This window comes from Saccharothrix violaceirubra, assembly GCF_014203755.1.
Classification (GTDB): Bacteria; Actinomycetota; Actinomycetes; order Mycobacteriales; family Pseudonocardiaceae; genus Actinosynnema; species Actinosynnema violaceirubrum.
Map to the genome: position 1 here is coordinate 6,222,313 of NZ_JACHJS010000001.1, position 15,717 is coordinate 6,238,029.

Annotated in this window: 15 protein-coding genes and 1 CRISPR repeat array; of the genes, 4 read left to right on the forward strand and 11 right to left on the reverse strand. The window is 69.8% G+C overall.

What is annotated here, in order from left to right:
* Nucleotides 1-29: 29 nt before the first annotated feature.
* Together F4559_RS28650 and typA are read right to left on the reverse strand one after the other, a co-directional pair.
* The gene (locus F4559_RS28650; protein WP_184673966.1) at nt 30-1,724 is read right to left on the reverse strand and encodes an ABC transporter family substrate-binding protein; all 1,695 of its coding nucleotides are present in this window, start codon (nt 1,722-1,724) and stop codon (nt 30-32) included.
* Between the two features lie 119 nt (nt 1,725-1,843).
* Nucleotides 1,844-3,745 (reverse strand): translational GTPase TypA, encoded by a 1,902-nt coding sequence (gene typA, locus F4559_RS28655; RefSeq protein ID WP_184673968.1) that lies wholly within the window; start codon nt 3,743-3,745, stop codon nt 1,844-1,846.
* A gap of 355 nt (nt 3,746-4,100) precedes the next feature.
* Here typA and trpS point away from each other — a divergent pair, with 355 nt between their 5' ends.
* Nucleotides 4,101-5,066, forward strand: a complete 966-nt coding sequence (trpS, locus tag F4559_RS28660) for a tryptophan--tRNA ligase (protein WP_184673970.1) — start codon at nt 4,101-4,103, stop codon at nt 5,064-5,066.
* On the opposite strand, the gene F4559_RS28665 is transcribed toward trpS, so the two are convergent.
* From F4559_RS28665 to F4559_RS28705, 9 genes are all read right to left on the reverse strand, one after another.
* The gene (locus tag F4559_RS28665; protein ID WP_184673972.1) at nt 5,043-5,846 is read right to left on the reverse strand and encodes a (deoxy)nucleoside triphosphate pyrophosphohydrolase; all 804 of its coding nucleotides are present in this window, start codon (nt 5,844-5,846) and stop codon (nt 5,043-5,045) included. The genes trpS and F4559_RS28665 overlap by 24 nt on opposite strands.
* Before the next feature lie 179 nt (nt 5,847-6,025).
* Nucleotides 6,026-7,084 (reverse strand): hypothetical protein, encoded by a 1,059-nt coding sequence (locus F4559_RS36590; RefSeq protein ID WP_312865869.1) that lies wholly within the window; start codon nt 7,082-7,084, stop codon nt 6,026-6,028.
* Entirely contained in the window at nt 7,081-7,449 is a 369-nt protein-coding gene (locus tag F4559_RS35605; RefSeq protein WP_246445353.1) for a hypothetical protein, read from the reverse strand. Before F4559_RS35605 ends, F4559_RS36590 begins: the two co-directional genes overlap by 4 nt.
* 292 nt (nt 7,450-7,741) lie before the next feature.
* Entirely contained in the window at nt 7,742-8,815 is a 1,074-nt protein-coding gene (locus F4559_RS28680; RefSeq protein WP_221447407.1) for an XRE family transcriptional regulator, read from the reverse strand.
* 156 nt (nt 8,816-8,971) lie between these two features.
* Nucleotides 8,972-9,232, reverse strand: a complete 261-nt coding sequence (locus F4559_RS28685) for a hypothetical protein (protein WP_184673976.1) — start codon at nt 9,230-9,232, stop codon at nt 8,972-8,974.
* Nucleotides 9,220-9,672 (reverse strand): hypothetical protein, encoded by a 453-nt coding sequence (locus F4559_RS28690; RefSeq protein ID WP_184673978.1) that lies wholly within the window; start codon nt 9,670-9,672, stop codon nt 9,220-9,222. Before F4559_RS28690 ends, F4559_RS28685 begins: the two co-directional genes overlap by 13 nt.
* Nucleotides 9,612-10,115: a type II toxin-antitoxin system RelB family anti-toxin gene (relB, locus tag F4559_RS28695; protein WP_184673980.1), complete on the reverse strand. Its 504-nt coding sequence runs from the start codon at nt 10,113-10,115 to the stop codon at nt 9,612-9,614. The genes F4559_RS28690 and relB overlap by 61 nt, the downstream gene beginning before the upstream one ends.
* A gap of 129 nt (nt 10,116-10,244) precedes the next feature.
* Nucleotides 10,245-10,576: a CRISPR direct-repeat array (repeat unit 29 nt; unit sequence ACGCTCCCCGCACATGCGGGGGTGGTCCC).
* 81 nt (nt 10,577-10,657) lie between these two features.
* Nucleotides 10,658-11,926 (reverse strand): sensor histidine kinase, encoded by a 1,269-nt coding sequence (locus F4559_RS28700; RefSeq protein ID WP_184673982.1) that lies wholly within the window; start codon nt 11,924-11,926, stop codon nt 10,658-10,660.
* A complete protein-coding gene (locus F4559_RS28705) occupies nt 11,923-12,657 on the reverse strand; it encodes a response regulator transcription factor (RefSeq protein ID WP_184673984.1) in 735 nt (244 codons plus the stop codon). Before F4559_RS28705 ends, F4559_RS28700 begins: the two co-directional genes overlap by 4 nt.
* A 116-nt stretch (nt 12,658-12,773) precedes the next feature.
* Between F4559_RS28705 and F4559_RS28710 the strand changes: the two genes are divergently transcribed.
* Genes F4559_RS28710 through F4559_RS28720 form a run of 3 tightly spaced genes read left to right on the forward strand, consistent with a single transcriptional unit; the run spans nt 12,774 to nt 15,717 of the window.
* Nucleotides 12,774-13,874, forward strand: a complete 1,101-nt coding sequence (locus tag F4559_RS28710) for a LolA family protein (protein WP_184673985.1) — start codon at nt 12,774-12,776, stop codon at nt 13,872-13,874.
* A complete protein-coding gene (locus tag F4559_RS28715) occupies nt 13,871-14,884 on the forward strand; it encodes an ABC transporter ATP-binding protein (protein ID WP_184673986.1) in 1,014 nt (337 codons plus the stop codon). The genes F4559_RS28710 and F4559_RS28715 overlap by 4 nt, the downstream gene beginning before the upstream one ends.
* A complete protein-coding gene (locus tag F4559_RS28720) occupies nt 14,881-15,717 on the forward strand; it encodes an ABC transporter permease (RefSeq protein ID WP_184673987.1) in 837 nt (278 codons plus the stop codon). The genes F4559_RS28715 and F4559_RS28720 overlap by 4 nt, the downstream gene beginning before the upstream one ends.

Here is a 15,717-nt window from a genome sequence, read left to right on the forward strand (position 1 = left end):
AGAGGTACCCATTCGGGGTGTGTCAACTGTCAACGTCCTTCGCGACGCCAGGTCGAAGCACCGGACAACGGGCCTGCGAACGGTGCACCGGCCGATACCCCCTGAGCCACCGGCAACGTGACCAACACGTCTGTCACCTGGAACAACGGCATTGCAACCGCCTGTTGCCAGAGCACCGGCTCCACCGTCGCGAGCGCCTCGGCCAGCAGCAGCCGACCGGTCAACGCGTCGTCGATCACGGGCTGGATCGACTGGTCGCAGAAACCCGACAGATTCGCCGGAATGGGTGTACCCGGGTCACCCGTCGTGGAACGACAGCCGAAAGCGGAAGCCAGAACGGCCGCGGAATCACCGGTGTCGACGAGAGGCACGACCGCAATGTCGACGACTTCCGGCGGTTCGCCATTCGACGTAGCTGTGCCCGCGAGATCGACCCCGAACAACTCATTCGCGGGCGTTGTCCGGACCTCGGACGCGATTCCGGACAATGCCAACCGGCGTTGTAGCTGGGTCGCGATGGTGACATACGGTTCGACGCCTTCGGGCGCCGCGATCGTCAGGTTCAACGGACGGCCCTCACGTGACCACTGACCGTTGTCAGGCTTCGAGAAACCGGCCTCGGACAACAGCCGGGCGGTGGCCGCCGGATCGGTCGCGACCAGCGTCTTCCGGTAGCCGGACTTCGTCGGGGGCACGATCTGGGCGTCGGCGCGCAACCCGGCGCCGGGACCGCTGCGACTGCCGATCGCGATCAGCTCGTCGCGGTCCAACGCGCTCATCACGGCCGTCCGGACCCGGACGTCGGACAACTGTGGCGCGGCGGGCCTCAACAGGACCTGGACGACCTCGGCGCGCGGCACCTGCGTGATCGTGAGCGGGGTCGCCTTGCCCAGCTCGGCGAGGTCGGTCATGGCGATCGCGTCGGCCCGGACGAGCGCGGCCTGGTCGTCGCCGGTCTTCAAGGCGCCGACTATGTCGTGCTGGGAGGCACGGCGCAGCACGACCCGGTCGAGCGCGGCCGGCTGCTCCCAGAACCGGTCGTTGCGCTCCAGCACGATCTCGCCGCGCGGCCGGTCCAGCGACTTGACCGAGAACGGCCCGGCGCTGGCCGGGAAGCTGTCGTCCAGCGCGGTCGACCAGCCGCCGGGCGCGTCCTTGAGCAGGTGGGCGGGCAGCAGGTCGTGGAACAGGGTCCGCCACCCCGGATAGGGCTTGGCGAACGTGACCTCGACGACCTTGCCGCCCTCGCGGCTGGCGATGTCGTCGATCAGCCGGTAGCCCGCCGGGTCGACCACGCCGGGTTCGGAGCGCATCCGCTGCCACAGGTAGACGAAGTCCTCGGCGGCCACCGGCGCACTGTCCGACCAGCTCGCGTCCTTGCGGATCGTGTAGGTCACCGTGTACGGGTCGGCCCTGGTCACCCGGGCGTCGAGCAGCAACGTCCGGTCCAGCACCTGGCCGCCGTCGGGCGCCGTGCGGAACGTCGACGGGAGCAGCACGGACGCCAGCGCCGTGGTGATCGTCGACTGGCCGGCGAACGTGTGCGGGTTGTAGCCGCCCTTGACGTCGTCGACACCGACGACGATCTCGTTCAGCTTCTCCTTCGGCACGACCGTCATGCCCGGCGTGCTGGGCACCAGCGGCGGAGGCGGCGTCGCGGTGCAGGCGGTCACGGCCAGCAGGCCGACGAGCACCAGCAGCCGCGTCGCGATCCCCCTCGTCATGAGCACGAGATTGCCAGACGCGGACACCGCCCGACGGAGGAACCCCCGCATCTGAGAGGTGCGCGACATGCGACCGCCCCCGGTCGGGGACGACCGGGGGCGGTGGCGGCGGACCGGGGTCAGCCGCGCAGCTTGAGGCGGTTGCGCTCGCGTCCGCGCTGGTTGGCGTCGAGCGTGACCTTGCGGACCCGGACGACCTCGGGCGCGACCTCGACGCACTCGTCGGCGGCGCAGAACTCCAGCGCCTCCTCCAGCGACAGCTTGCGCGGCCGGGCCAGGGTCTCCATCACGTCCGCGGTCGACGTGCGCATGTTCGTCAGCTTCTTCTCGCGGCACACGTTCACGTCGAGGTCCTCGGCACGCGGGTTCTCGCCCACGACCATGCCCTCGTACGCGTCCGCGCCCGGCTCGACGAAGAACGTGCCGCGGTCGGCGAGCTGGATCATCGCGTAGGCGGTGATCGAACCGGACCGGTCGGCCACCAGGCTGCCGTTGTGCCGGGTGCGGATCTCGCCCGCCCACGGGCCGTAGCCCTCGGCGACCGCGTTGGCGATGCCGGTGCCGCGGGTCTCGGTGAGGAACTCGGTGCGGAAGCCGATCAGGCCGCGGCTGGGCACGACGTAGTCGAGCTTGATCCGCCCGGTGCCGTGGCCGTCCATGTTCTCCATCCGGCCCTTGCGGTTGGCCAGCAGCTGGGTGACCGCGCCGAGGTGCTCCTCGGGGCAGTCGACGCTCAGGCGCTCGAACGGCTCGTGGGTCTTGCCGTCGACCTGGCGGGTGACCACCTGCGGCTTGCCGACGGTCAGCTCGAAGCCCTCGCGGCGCATCTGCTCGACCAGGATGGCCAGCGCCAGCTCGCCGCGGCCCTGCACCTCCCAGGTGTCGGGGCGCTCGGTGGGCAGCACGCGCACCGACACGTTGCCGACCAGCTCGGCGTCCAGGCGCGACTTGAGCAGGCGGGCGGTGAGCTTGGTGCCGCCGTTGCGACCGGCCAGCGGCGAGGTGTTCACACCGATGGTCATCGAGATCGCGGGCTCGTCCACGGTGATCCGGGGCAGCGGCTCCGGATTGTCCGCGTCGGCCAGCGTGTCGCCGATCGTGATCTCCGGGATGCCGGCGATCGCGACCAGGTCGCCCGCGCGCGCCTCCTCGGCCGCGACGCGCTCCAGCGCCTCGGTGATCAGCAGCTCGGTGATGCGGACCTTCTGCGCCGAGCCGTCCTCGCGGCACCAGGCCACGGTCTCGCCCTTGCGGATGCGACCGGACGCGATCCGGCACAGCGCGATGCGGCCGAGGAACGTGGACGCGTCGAGGTTGGTGACCAGCGCGCGCAGCGGCGCGTCGGCGTCGCCCAGCGGGGCCGGGATGTAGTCGAGCAGCACCTTGAACAGGGAGTCCAGGTTCTCCTCGTCCGGCAGGCCGCCGTCCTCGGGCTGGGTCAGCGACGCGCGGCCGGCCCGCGCCGAGGCGTAGACGACCGGCAGGTCGAGCACGGAGTCGTCCGCGCCGACCTCGGTGGCCAGGTCGAGCAGCAGGTCGTGGGCCTCTTCGACGACCTCGGCGATCCGGGCGTCGGGGCGGTCGACCTTGTTGACCACGAGGATCACGGGCAGCCCGGCGGCCAGTGTCTTGCGTAGCACGAACCGGGTCTGCGGCAGCGGCCCCTCCGAGGCGTCGACCAGCAGCACGACGCCGTCGACCATGGACAGGCCGCGCTCGACCTCGCCGCCGAAGTCGGCGTGGCCGGGGGTGTCCACCACGTTGATGGTGACCACGCCGTCGGGCGTGTGCCGCCGGACGGCGGTGTTCTTGGCCAGGATCGTGATGCCCTTCTCCCGTTCCAGCTCGCCCGAGTCCATGACCCGGTCGACCAGCTCGGCACGTTCGGAGAAGGCGCCCGACTGGCGCAGCATGGCGTCGACGAGAGTGGTCTTGCCGTGGTCAACGTGCGCGACGATCGCGACGTTGCGCAGGTCGTGGCGGACCAGCGTTTCCTTGATCGACGCGGTGGCCGTGGGCACGCGGAACTCCTAGAGCTTCTGTCGAGGAAGGCAGGCGCCGGGACGGGTGAACGCGCGCAGCCTTCTACAGCCTAGCGGGCGGAGCGTCATTACCACACACGCGGCCCGGGTGAGGTCAGCCTCACCCGGTGTGGTGACGACCTGACGCACGAGTCACCATCCGCCGCCGCGGAACTCCGGGGGACTCACCCGAGCCGGGGACCGCTACGATCCCGGACATGCGCGTTTACGGCTCGTGGTGGCCCGCCTCCCGGCGGCCCTAGAGCTACGCGTCGAGCACTTTCGACGAAGGCCGCCCGAGCCCCGGGCGGCCTTCGTCGTGTCCGGGGTCGGGCACGACCCAGAGGACCCACCCATGATCAGACTGTCCGCCATCACCCCCTCCGGCCAGGTCCAGCTCGGCAACTACCTGGGCGCGATCCGGAGGTGGGCCGCCGAGGGCACGGCCGAGGACGTCTACTTCATCAGCGACCTGCACGCGATGACGTCCGCGCACAACCCCGCACGGCTGCGCGCCTTGACCAGGGAGCAGCTGGCCGTGCTGGTCGCGGCCGGCGTCGCCCCGGAGTCGGTGTGCGTGCAGTCGGATCTGGTGCGCGAACTGGGCGCGTTGACCTGGTTGCTGGAGTGCACGTGCTCGTACGGCGAAGCGGCCCGGATGATCCAGTTCAAGGAGAAGTCGGAAGGCCGGGCGTCGGTGCGGTTGAGCCTGCTGACGTACCCGGTGCTGATGTCGGCGGACATCCTGCTCCAGGGGACGCACGAGGTGCCGGTCGGCGAGGACCAGTTGCAACACGTCGAGCTGGCCCGCGTGCTGGCGAGACGGTTCAACGGGACGTACGGAGAGGTGTTCGTCGTGCCACGCGCTGTCGTCGCGCCGACGGCGGCACGAGTACGCGACCTGGCCGAACCGTCCCGGAAGATGGCCAAGTCGGCCCCCGACGCGGCCGGCACGGTGTTCCTGCTGGACCCGCCGGACCTGGTGCGCCGCAAGATCATGAGGGCGGTCACCGACGACCGGGGAGAGGTGCGGTACGACCCCGACGGTCAGCCGGGCGTGACCAACCTGCTGGAGATCCTGTCGGCGTGCACGGGCAAGGAAGCCCGCGAACTGGCCGGTTCGCTGTCGGACTACGCCTCACTGAAAGAGGCGACGGCCGAGGCCGTGGTGGCGGAACTGAAGCCCGTCCGCGAAAGGACTTTGGCGTTGTTGGCCGACCCGACCGAACTGGACCGCATCAGGGCGGCGGGAGCCGAACGAGCCCGTGACCGCTCGACGCACAGGCTGGAATCGGCCCTAAGGGTGTCCGGCCTGGGCTGAAAGCAACTCGCGCAGGGCAGGCACCAACACCCGGTCGGCCGGGAGCCAGTCAAGGTCGGCAAGCTCGTCGACCCGAACCCAACGGACGCCTTGGTGCTCCTCGGCGACGGGCTCGCCGTTGATGAGATCGGCGGCGTAGACACGCAACAGCAGGTCGGCCTTCAACGGAACGTCAAGGCCGACCTGTTGGCGTGCTTTTACTTCGACGCCAAGCTCCTCACGACACTCCCGGACAACAGCCGCGCGGTCATCTTCACCGACCTCGACCCGCCCACCCGGCAACTCCCACTTACCGGCCACCTCCGCCGGAAACCCCCGCTGCTGCACTAGAAGGCGGTCACCCCTCACAACAGCCGCCCCGACGACAACCCGCGCCTCAACGAGTTCTTCGATCCTCTTGGCAACCCTGGCAGCCCGATCTTCCAACAACCGCAACGCGATCCGCCGCCAAAAGGCAACATCGACAACCCGCTCCCAGACCGTACGAGGCTGACGCCACCCGACCTCGTGCACAACCAACACCCCGGCCCCGGTCACCCGAACATCGGTGCCCAACCAGAACTCCGGCGAACGGTCGGCGACAACCCGAACACCAACCCCACCAAGCCCAGCCCGAGTGACAACAACACGACCAGACCGCCCGACCAAAGAGAACTCGGCACCCTCGTACAGAAGGCCCCCACCGTCGACCCGAACCCCCAGGGTGCCCACATCGACCACCGCACCCGCCACCGTGGCCACCGGTACATCGACCAGGGCCGTGGCCCTCACCACCGACACGCGGGAATGCTACTTGTCCACAGCCCCCTCAGTTGTCCACAGCCAAGATCCACACCACGCCCCCGACCGGCTGACGCCGGTAGAATGGGTGCGGGGCGCTCCCCCAGAGGATGGGCGGGGGTCTGTACAGGTGACGGCCGAATTCGCGTTTCGGCGACCGAGACGAATTCCCGACGGCCTCACGCTGCTCGTCGACCACCTTCACCACGCGCGACGACGTTGAACAGGTCGTGGAACTCCATCGGTGCCAGGGCGATGAGGGCTCCGGCGATGAAGGCGGGGCCGGGGTTGAGGTGGCCGGTGCGGACGCGGGTGACGGTGCTGCGGTTGAGGCCCATGGTCTGGGACAGGGCGTAGTCGGACCGGTATCCGGCCAGGGTCATGGCCTTGGCGAACTCGACGGCCCGGAGTCGGATCGTGTGGGTCACGGCCGGTTCCCGGTCAGGAGTGCGACGGCGTCGGGGGGAGTAGAGGGATCGGCCGTAGTCGGTGGTGCCGTGGCGGGTGGTGATGCCGTGGTCGCGGAGTCGGGCCAGGGCGTTGTGGGCGGATCTCGACGGCCGGCCGTGGCGGGTGGCCGGGTCGCGGGCGTTGACCATGCCCCGGCCGGCCAGGTCGTGCAGCACGGTCCGGTGGTGCCGGGTCGGCGAGGGCAGGCAGCCCAGGAGCCGGGTGTGCAGGTGGTGGAGGTCGTCGAGCAGGGCGATCTCGGTGTGGCAGGTCTCGGCGATGCCGTCGGCCAGCAGCGCGATCATGGCCGGGTCGTCGCCGTGGAGGGTGCCGGGGTGGTCGACGAGCCACCCGGTGAACGGCAGCCACGGCCCGGACAGCAGACCGGCACGGGCCAGTGCGGACGGCAGTCGTCGTCGGTCGGTGGACACCAGCACCCGTTCCAGCGGTTCCGGCACGACCACCAGGGGCAGCCCGGCATGGGCGATGGCCTCCCGTGCGGCACTCACGTGCGGAAACAGGCCCGCGTCCACCTCCACCGCGTGCCCGCGTGGCAAGAGGTGGTGCAGCACCTCGATCAATGTGGCGGGGACGCCGTCGAGTCGGGCCGCGTGCCACGCCTCCCGGACGAGCACCATCCGCGCCCAGCAGGACGACCAGGGCGAGCGGCGGACGACGTGGTCGAGCCATCGCAACGCCTCACCGGCCCGACCCAACGACGTCGAGACGTTCGGCCCGCCGCGTGACATCCCCAAGCCGGGCACGGGAAAGGCGGTGGAGACGGTCACCACCACGGTTCCGTCTCGTCCTCGACGTCGTCCACCACGTCCACCGGCTCGGTCAAGCGGGCGTTGAACGCGGGCAGCCACACCACCGACGCCGACACGCCCTCCCGCGTGGCGAACGCCGGCAGCACCGAATCCACCTCCCCCAGCGTCATCCGGAGACCGCCCTCCACCGACACGACCTCGGCGTGATCGGGGAACGCCATCCCCCACGCCGCGACCCGACCGTCCACCCGGTCGCCGTACTCCTGCACCACCGCGAACAACCGGGGCGCGAAATCGACCACCATGCCCCGGACGACCTCACCGAAACGCGCCTTCCACAGCAACGAATCGGTCACACCGGTGTCGGCCGTCGAACTCTCCATCTTCCTACCTCCAGGAATGTTGCGTCGATGCAACTGGTACGCAATGCTGGTGGAACAACCCGATCCGAACCCGCCGTGCCCGGCAGCACCGAGGTGGATCGTGTGAAGATTCCGTGCTCGACCACAGCTAATCCGGTACGCGTCCGCGAAAACAGGGCGAGGGTTCGCGGCGGCCGTGAATGCCATCGGGATTCCTCCTTCCAACGGCGTTGCTGCGGTGGTTCACAGCTTCGCCGTTGGAAGGGCTCGGAATCCAACAACGCTCGCTTGTACAACGCGGCGTAGTAGACGACTAGCTCAGCAACGCGTCCCGGTGGCTCCAGGCAAGTGCCAGCAACGCGGCACCGGCGGCCTGAGTCGGTTCTTTGTGGGCGAAGCGCCCGACGGTGTCTTCGGTGAACCGTTGAGCCTTCAGAATCCGGCCTTCGTCGTTGGTTTCCACGATGTTGCCGAACAGCGTGTCGAACAGCGGCGCGTCGACCACGGCGACCGTGAGCATGTCCGTGGCCAGGGTCAACGGGTCCACACCCATGCCCAGGTAGTACGCGCGTACGCCCGTGCCAAGCTCCTGGGTGATCTGTGCGGCGAACGGCCAGGTTTCATAGTCGATCGGCGCCTGGTCGCTGCCGTGTTCCTCGGAGGTTCCGAGCAGCTCTTCCGAGAACTCGCGGACCATGCAGCGCCACAGGTCGAAGTCGTTGTCCTGATTCCACGATTCGTCGCTGGACGCCTGGAAGATGCCGACCGGCAGTACCTGATAGAGACCGCCCGCATGGCCGACCCGTTTCGGATCGCGCCAGTGGAGGAAGAACTGGGCGGTGCCGGCCTCACGGTCGTGGCGGAGGGTCAGCGTGCTGATCGCGACGTTGGTCGGGCGGCGGGCCGGGTCGCACGGAGCACCGATCGCCTCGCGCAGCTTCAGATCGTCGACCAGGCCCAGCTCGCGGGCGGCGAACTCGTGGGCGCTCGCCTCGCCTACGTCGATTCCGTCGAAGTACGTGCCGCTGCCGAAGAGGAGTCGGCCCGTGGAGGTGGTGAGGTCGGCGTCCAGCAGCCGGTAGGTCGATCGGTTCTGGAAGACGCTGGGTGCGGCGAGGTCGGCCATGGCCGCCGAGTAGCTGCGGTAGTGGTGGCCTTGTGTGTCGTCGGGGAGGTGCGCGACGGCGAACCCCTCTGTGCCGTCGACACCGTGGAAGTCGTGGCCGGTTTGGTGTTGAAGGCCGATGTCCGCGAGCGGTATGGGCGCGCTGGGCGTCCACAGTGGGTCGGTCAGCAGCGACGTGCCCGCGACCTTGGGGATGTCGGGGTACTCGGCTGTGGCCTTCAAAGTCAAGACATGGCGGTGTTCACCCAGGTAGGCGCGCACTTGAAGCCACTGGTCAGAGGTCGGCATGGTGTCCTCTCACCCCCGCGCGAGCGGGGAGGAATGGAAACGTTCCTCCCCGCTCGCGGGGGAACTACGTGAGGAACGTTCCCCGACCCCGCATTGGCGGGGTGATATCGGCTGACTCGAAAAGCCTGGTTACAACCCGAGTAGGAGGCGACGATGTCGCCAGGCCAAGGCCAGGCAGGCAGCACCGGGCGAAGCCATCGGCTCGGACGTCAACATACGCTCCACGGCGGTCTGGGTGAACGGAATGCCTTCGGTAGGAGTGCCACCACCGACCGACACGATCTCACCCTCTTCGTTGTAGCGGACGGCATCGCCGAAGAGCCTCTCGAACACGTCATCGTCGATCACCACGACGGTCAGGATGGTCGCCGCGAGTGTCAGGGCGTCCATGCCGATGCCCAAAAGAACGACCCGAGCTTGCCCGCGGCTCGTGCCTCGCCGAGCGCCCGGTAAAGGTGCCAGTTGTCGTAGTCGATCGGCTGCGTGCGGGTGCCGTCGTGTTCGGGTTCGCCCAGCAGTTCTTCGGGGTACTCGCGGACGATGTTGCGCCACAGGCCGAAGTCGTTCCTGCGGTCCCACAGAGCGACGCTCGACGGCTGGAACTCGCCGGCCGGGATGACGTCGTACACCCCGCCGGCGGTGGCGACCTTCGCGGGATCGCGCCAGTGCAACAGGAACGAAGGCTCGGCAGGGTGTCGGCGCAGCCTGATCGTGAGCGTGGTGATGGCGGGGATGATCGCGCGACGGGCAGGATCGAACGGATCGCCGATCAGTTCGCGGAACGGCAACCGCCCACGGAGCTGATCGGGGTTGTCCGGAATGCCGTCCATGCATGCCAAGGCCATTTCGGTGCGGTGATCAGCGGAGTGCGGGGAACGCGGTGCTGCGGCTGGTACAGCCGTACGGCGAGCCGGGCGAGCGCTGACCGGCTCTGGTTCAACCACCGCCGCTGAGCACGCCACCGAACTCGGCTTGAGGCGATCTCGGGACTGGCGTCGTCGGATGCGATGAGGCCACGGGCTTGGCCTCCGGACAGCCCGAGGTCTTCGGGAGCGATGCCCAGACGTTCGACGAACTTCCGACGCAGTTCCAAGGAGACCGGACGAGCACCGTTCTCCATTTGACTGAGGTTCTGCTGCGTGATGCCGAGCACGGCCGCCACCGAGGTCTGGTTCTGCTTGGCCGCCTTGCGCCACTCGCGCAACGCTGCTCCGGCATCGTCGTTGAAGGTGCCGCTCGGTCCTCGCACGAGCCAGGCGTTCGTGTCGTCCATCCGTCCCCTCGGTCGTCCCTCATACTGGCACCATCCGAGAGAGCTTGTGCCTGAGTGTCGATCACGGCGACACGAGAACAAGTAAATGAGAAACACTGTTCTGGTTCGAAGACGCGCAGGTCAGGAAGTGTGCTCCCCGCACATGCGGGGGTGGTCCGTTCTCCACAGTGGACGTGTAGAGGTTCGCCCAACGCTCCCCGCACATGCGGGGGTGGTCCGGTGGGCGTGGACGTGCTTTCCGTCTGCCAGACGCTCCCCGCACATGCGGGGGTGGTCCGTCTGGCTGCGACGGCAGGTGTAGGCGAGACTAACGCTCCCCGCACATGCGGGGGTGGTCCCACCGTGCAGGCAGCCGAGCAGGGGCGCCTGACACGCTCCCCGCACATGCGGGGGTGGTCCCCCGCCGCCGGTCCCGGGAAGGGTCCGGGTCGGACGCTCCCCGCACATGCGGGGGTGGTCCCGGCCTGTTTCGAGAGTGATGGGCATACCGGATGATCCGAATCGAATAGCTCAGCCGACGGCGGCCAGGGCAGAAGTCTCCATCACCGGTAAGCGGGCCAGCGAATTTCCAGGCGGGCTCCGCCCTCGGGGGATTCGGTTGCCCTTACGGCTCCTCGGCGGCGGCTTACGAGGTGGGCCACCAAAGCCAGGCCCAGGCCGAAGCCGCCCGTTGCGCGGCCTCGGTCGGAGTCGACCCGGTAGAAGCGGTCGAAGACCTTTTGGCGGTGTTCCTCCGGGATGCCGGGGCCGTCGTCGTCTACCAGCAGGCGCACTTGGCGGCCTGCCGGCAGGACCGACACCCTGATCAGCGTTCGGGCGTGGCGTGCGGCGTTGCGCAGAAGGTTGTCGAGGACCAACTCCACCTCGGTGTGGGCTGCTGAGATCAGGCAGGCACTGATGGGGGCGCTTACCTGAACCAGGAGTTCCTTGGAACCAAGCCGGTCAACGGCGGACTGGGCGCCCAAGGCCAGGTCGACGGGTTCGGCGCGAGGGAGTTCACCGGTGTCGGCGCGGGCGAGTAGCAGCAACGCGTCGACCAAAGCCGACAGTCGCTCCGACTCCTCCACGATCGACTCCAGCACCTCGATCGAGAAGTCCGGATCGGGGTGGGCTACGGCTACCTCTGCCTGGGCCCGTACGGATGTCACGGGCGAACGCAGTTCGTGGGCAGCATCTCCGGTGAAACGGCGCAAACGCTCGGTTGCCTCGTCCCGACGCGCCAACAGGGCGTTCAAAGCCTCGGCCAAAGCCTGGAGTTCGTCGCGTGCCGCGGGCACCGGCAGTCTTTGCCCGCGTGGCAATTCCCCCGCCGCCGCGCGCATCCGCTCCACCGGGCGCAGCGACGACCGGACGGCCAGCCACGTCGCGATCCCCACGAGCCCGGCCACCAGCACGGCCGCCACGGCGAGCCACCGGGTGCCGAGCTCGTTCGCCTCCTGGTAGCCGACCAGGACGTCCCCCGACACGTGCAGTTCGGGCGTTCCGTCCGCCGCGAACACGACCCGGCCGGTCCAGCGGTGGGCCGACGCGCCGTCCAGGCGCAGTACCGACTCGCCCGCCTTCAGGGACCTGATGTCCGACGGGGTCAGGTCCAGAAAGCCGCCGCCGTCCAAAGGCACGCCCGCGACGTCGAGCACCCTGGTCACCCCGGCCCGTGACAGCTCCCGGTCCACGGCGCTGACCTGCACGAACCCGATCAGCCTCGGCGCGAGCAACGTCAACGCGAGCAGGCACAGCAACGCAACGCCGGTGGCCACCACGGTGATCCGGAACCGCAGCGTGCGCCGCAGCCACCACCGGCGCGGGTTCACCGCCGCCTGCTCGACGCCGCGCCCAACGCGGCGTCGAGGTCCGGCGTCGACGCCAGGTAGCCGTGGCCGCGCACGGTTCGCACGACCTCGCCCGCGCCCATGGCGTCGAGTTTGCGCCGCAAATACCCCACGTACACCTCGACCGCGTTACGGGTCGCCGCCTGCTCGTCGCCCCACACCGCGCGCAGCAGTTCGTCCTTCGTCACGACCGAACCCGCCCGGCCGGCAAGAACGTCCAGCACGGCGTATTCGCGCGGCGACAGCGACAGCTGCTCACCCGCCCAGCTCACCTCACGCGTCGCCCGGTCGACGACCAGCTCCCCCAGTTTCAGCCGGCGCCGGCCCGAGTCCGCTGTGTTGCGTCGAAGCAACGCCCGGACCTGGGCGACCAGCACCACGAACGAGAACGGCTTCACCAGGTACCCGTCGGCGCCCAGGTCGAGCCCATCCGCCTGGTCCACCTCGCCGTCCTTCGCCGACACCATCAGCACCGGCGTGCGCACGCCCTCGGCCCGCATCCGCTGGAGCACCCGGTACCCGCTCAGCCCCGGCAGCATGATGTCCAGCAGCACCACGTCGAACGCCCCGGTCAACGCCACGCGCAGCGCGTTGGGGCCATCGGCGGCCGTGACGACCTCCATGCCTTCCGCGGACAACCCACGCTCCAACGCGCGGCGGACACCGACCTCGTCGTCGACAACCAGCACTCTCGGTCTCACGTACCACAGCATGCCCAACGGAAGGGACAATCGGCTCGGGGTCTCAGCGCGCTCTCAGGCTCTCAGCGTGGTCTCAGTCCGACCGGAGGAGCGTTCACCTCGTACGCGACACGAAGGAGGAGGGACCGATGAACCGGAGAAGGGTGACCGTGGCCGCCGCGGCGGCCGGTGTGGTCGCCGGCGTGGTCGGCATGGGGGTGCTGGCCATGCCCGCGGGTGCGGGTCCCGCACCCGTCCTGCCCGCGATCGAACCGCAGGCGCTGGTCGAGTCGGTGCTCACCGCCAAGCCGGCCGCGTTCGGCGGGTCGGTCGACGTCGACAACGACCTGGGCCTGCCCGGACTGCCGGGCGTGCCAGCGCAGTTGACGGACGGCGACAGCGGGCTGCGCGTCTGGAGCGACGGCACGGGCAAGTTCCGCGTCCAGGCACCGTCGGGCGACTCGGACAAGACGTTCGTCGACGACGGCTCCACGGCGTGGCTGTGGAACTCGGCCGAGAAGACCGTCGCCAGGTTCCCGCACGGCCCCGGCGAGAAGCCCGAGGTCAAGGACGGTGCGGTCGACCCCGTCACCGTGGCCCGCGAGGTCGTCACCAGGGTCGAGGAGTTCAGCACGGTGTCCGTGGACGGCACGGCGCGCGTCGCCGACCGGGCCGCGTACGAGCTGGTCCTCACGCCCAAGCCGACGGAGAAGACCGTGCTGCGCGAGGTGCGCATCGCGGTGGACGCCGAGCTGCGGCTGCCGCTGCGGATCGCGGTGTACACCAACGGCACCAACGAGCCCGCCGCGCGGATCGGCTTCTCGCAGCTGTCCGTCGGCGCGCAGGACCCGGCGCTGTTCGCGTTCACGCCGCCGGCCGGCGCCAAGATCGTGAACGAGGCCGACGGCCCGTCCGAGGAGGAGAAGGACAAGGCCCGGGAGGCGCTGGACGGCGTCCAGCCGGTCGTCATCGGCGACGGGTGGGACACCGTGGTCGGCACGCGCGTCCGGTTCGACAAGCTCGGCGAACTCCAGGACGAGGCAACCGAGAAGCACGGCAAGCCCGAAGGCCTGGAGGGCAACCCCCAGGACCTGCTCAAGCGGCTGGGCAAGCCGGTCTCCGGCGCGTGGGGCAACGGCGTGCTGATCACGACGAAGGTCGGCTCGGCGCTGGTGGCCGACGACGGCCGGGTCGTGGCCGGTGCCGTGCCCGAGCAGGTGCTCTTCGAGGCGATCGGTCAGGTGAAGTGACCGCCTCGACCAGCGCGTGGGTGGGGGCGGCCCCGGCCGACCCCACCCCGGTCCTCGCCGCCCGGACGCGGGGACTGCGCAAGGTGTACGGGCGGACGGTCGCGGTGGACCGCGTGGACCTGGACGTGCCGGAGGGGGCCGTCCTGGGGATGCTCGGCCCGAACGGGTCCGGCAAGACCACCACGATCCGGATGCTGCTGGGCCTGGTCAGGCCGACCGAGGGGGAGGTCGAACTGCTGGGCCGGCGGCTGCCCGACGGCGCCGCACAGGCGCTGCCGCACGTCGGCGCGCTGGTCGAGGGTCCGGGCTTCCACCCGTTCCTGTCCGGACGGGAGAACCTGCGGCGGGTGGCGGCGTTCGAGCCGCTGCTGGCCACGGGCTCGATCCGGCAGGCGGTGGAGGACGCGTTGGAACGCGTCGGGCTCGGCGGTGCGGCGCACCGCCGGTACCGGGGCTACTCGCTGGGCATGAAGCAGCGTCTCGGCCTGGCCGCGGCGCTGCTCGTCCGGCGCAAGCTGATCGTGCTGGACGAGCCGACCAACGGCCTCGACCCGGCGGGCACCCGCGAGGTGCGCAAGGTGATCGCCGACCTGCACGCGGACGGCAGCACGGTCGTGGTGTCGTCGCACCTGCTCAGCGAGATCGAGGCGATCTGCACGCACGTCGCCGTGCTGCACCGCGGCACGGTCGTGGCCCAGGGCGGCCTGACCGAACTGCTCCAGGCCGACAGCAGCGCGCTGCTGATCGAGACGCCGGACGTGGACGCGGCACTGACCGCGTTGCGCGCGGGCCGGATCTCGGCCCGGCCGCTCGGGGAGGGCATCCGGGTCGAGCTGATCGGCACGACCGCACCCGTGGTGGTGCGGACGCTGGTCGAGGCCGGTGTCGAGGTGCACGAGGCCCGCCGGCACCGCGCGGGCCTGGAAGACCTGTTCGCCCGGCTCACCGACGCCGAGGAGTCCGAGCACAGCCTGTCGGCCGTGGACACGATCGAGGAGGGGGCGCGATGAGCACCGCGGTCGCGACGCGCGCGCCACTGGGCCGGCAACTGCGCTCGGAGCTGCGCTGGATCCTGCGCCGCCCGCGCACGGTGATCGGGTTGGCGTCGCTGTGCCTGGTGCCGATCCTGGCCGGGGTCGGCCTGTGGTTCTCGGTCACCGACGGTTCGCCGCCGGAAGGTCCGGGCATCTCGGCGATCATCGGCGGCAACGGCCTGGCGCTGCCGGTGTTCACGCTGTTCCTGGCGTTGCCCATGCTGCTGCCGCTGGTCGCCGCGATCTGGTCGGCGGACGGGATCGCGGGCGAGGCCCAGCACGGCACGCTGCGCGGGCTGATGATCTCGCCGGTGGGCAAGGTGCGGCTGCTGGCGATCAAGTCGTTCGGCATCGCCACGATGTCGGTGCTGGCGGTCGCGTTGATCACCGTGGTCGGCGTGGTCGTGGGCGTGCTGCTGTTCGGCGGCGACGGCCTGTTGACGCTGTCGGGCAGCACGCTGCCGTTCGGCGCGGGCCTGGGCCGGGTGGGGTTGACCGCCGTGCTGGTCGTCGTGCAGATGTGGGGGGTCGCGGCGATCGCGCTGGCGATCTCCACGTGCACCGAGCACCCGCTGGTCGTGATGGCCTCGACGTTGGCCGGGACGATCGTGTTCACCGTGCTGGGCCTGTTCGACTCGCTGTCGTGGCTGCGCCCGTACCTGATCACGTCCACGTGGGAGGGGCTGGCCGACGTCATGCGCGACCCGCTGCCGACCGGGCAGCTGTGGAACGCGACGGCCGTCGCCGGCTGCTACATCCTGGTCGGACTGTCGCTCGCGGTGATCCGCTTGTCCACCAAGGACAATTAG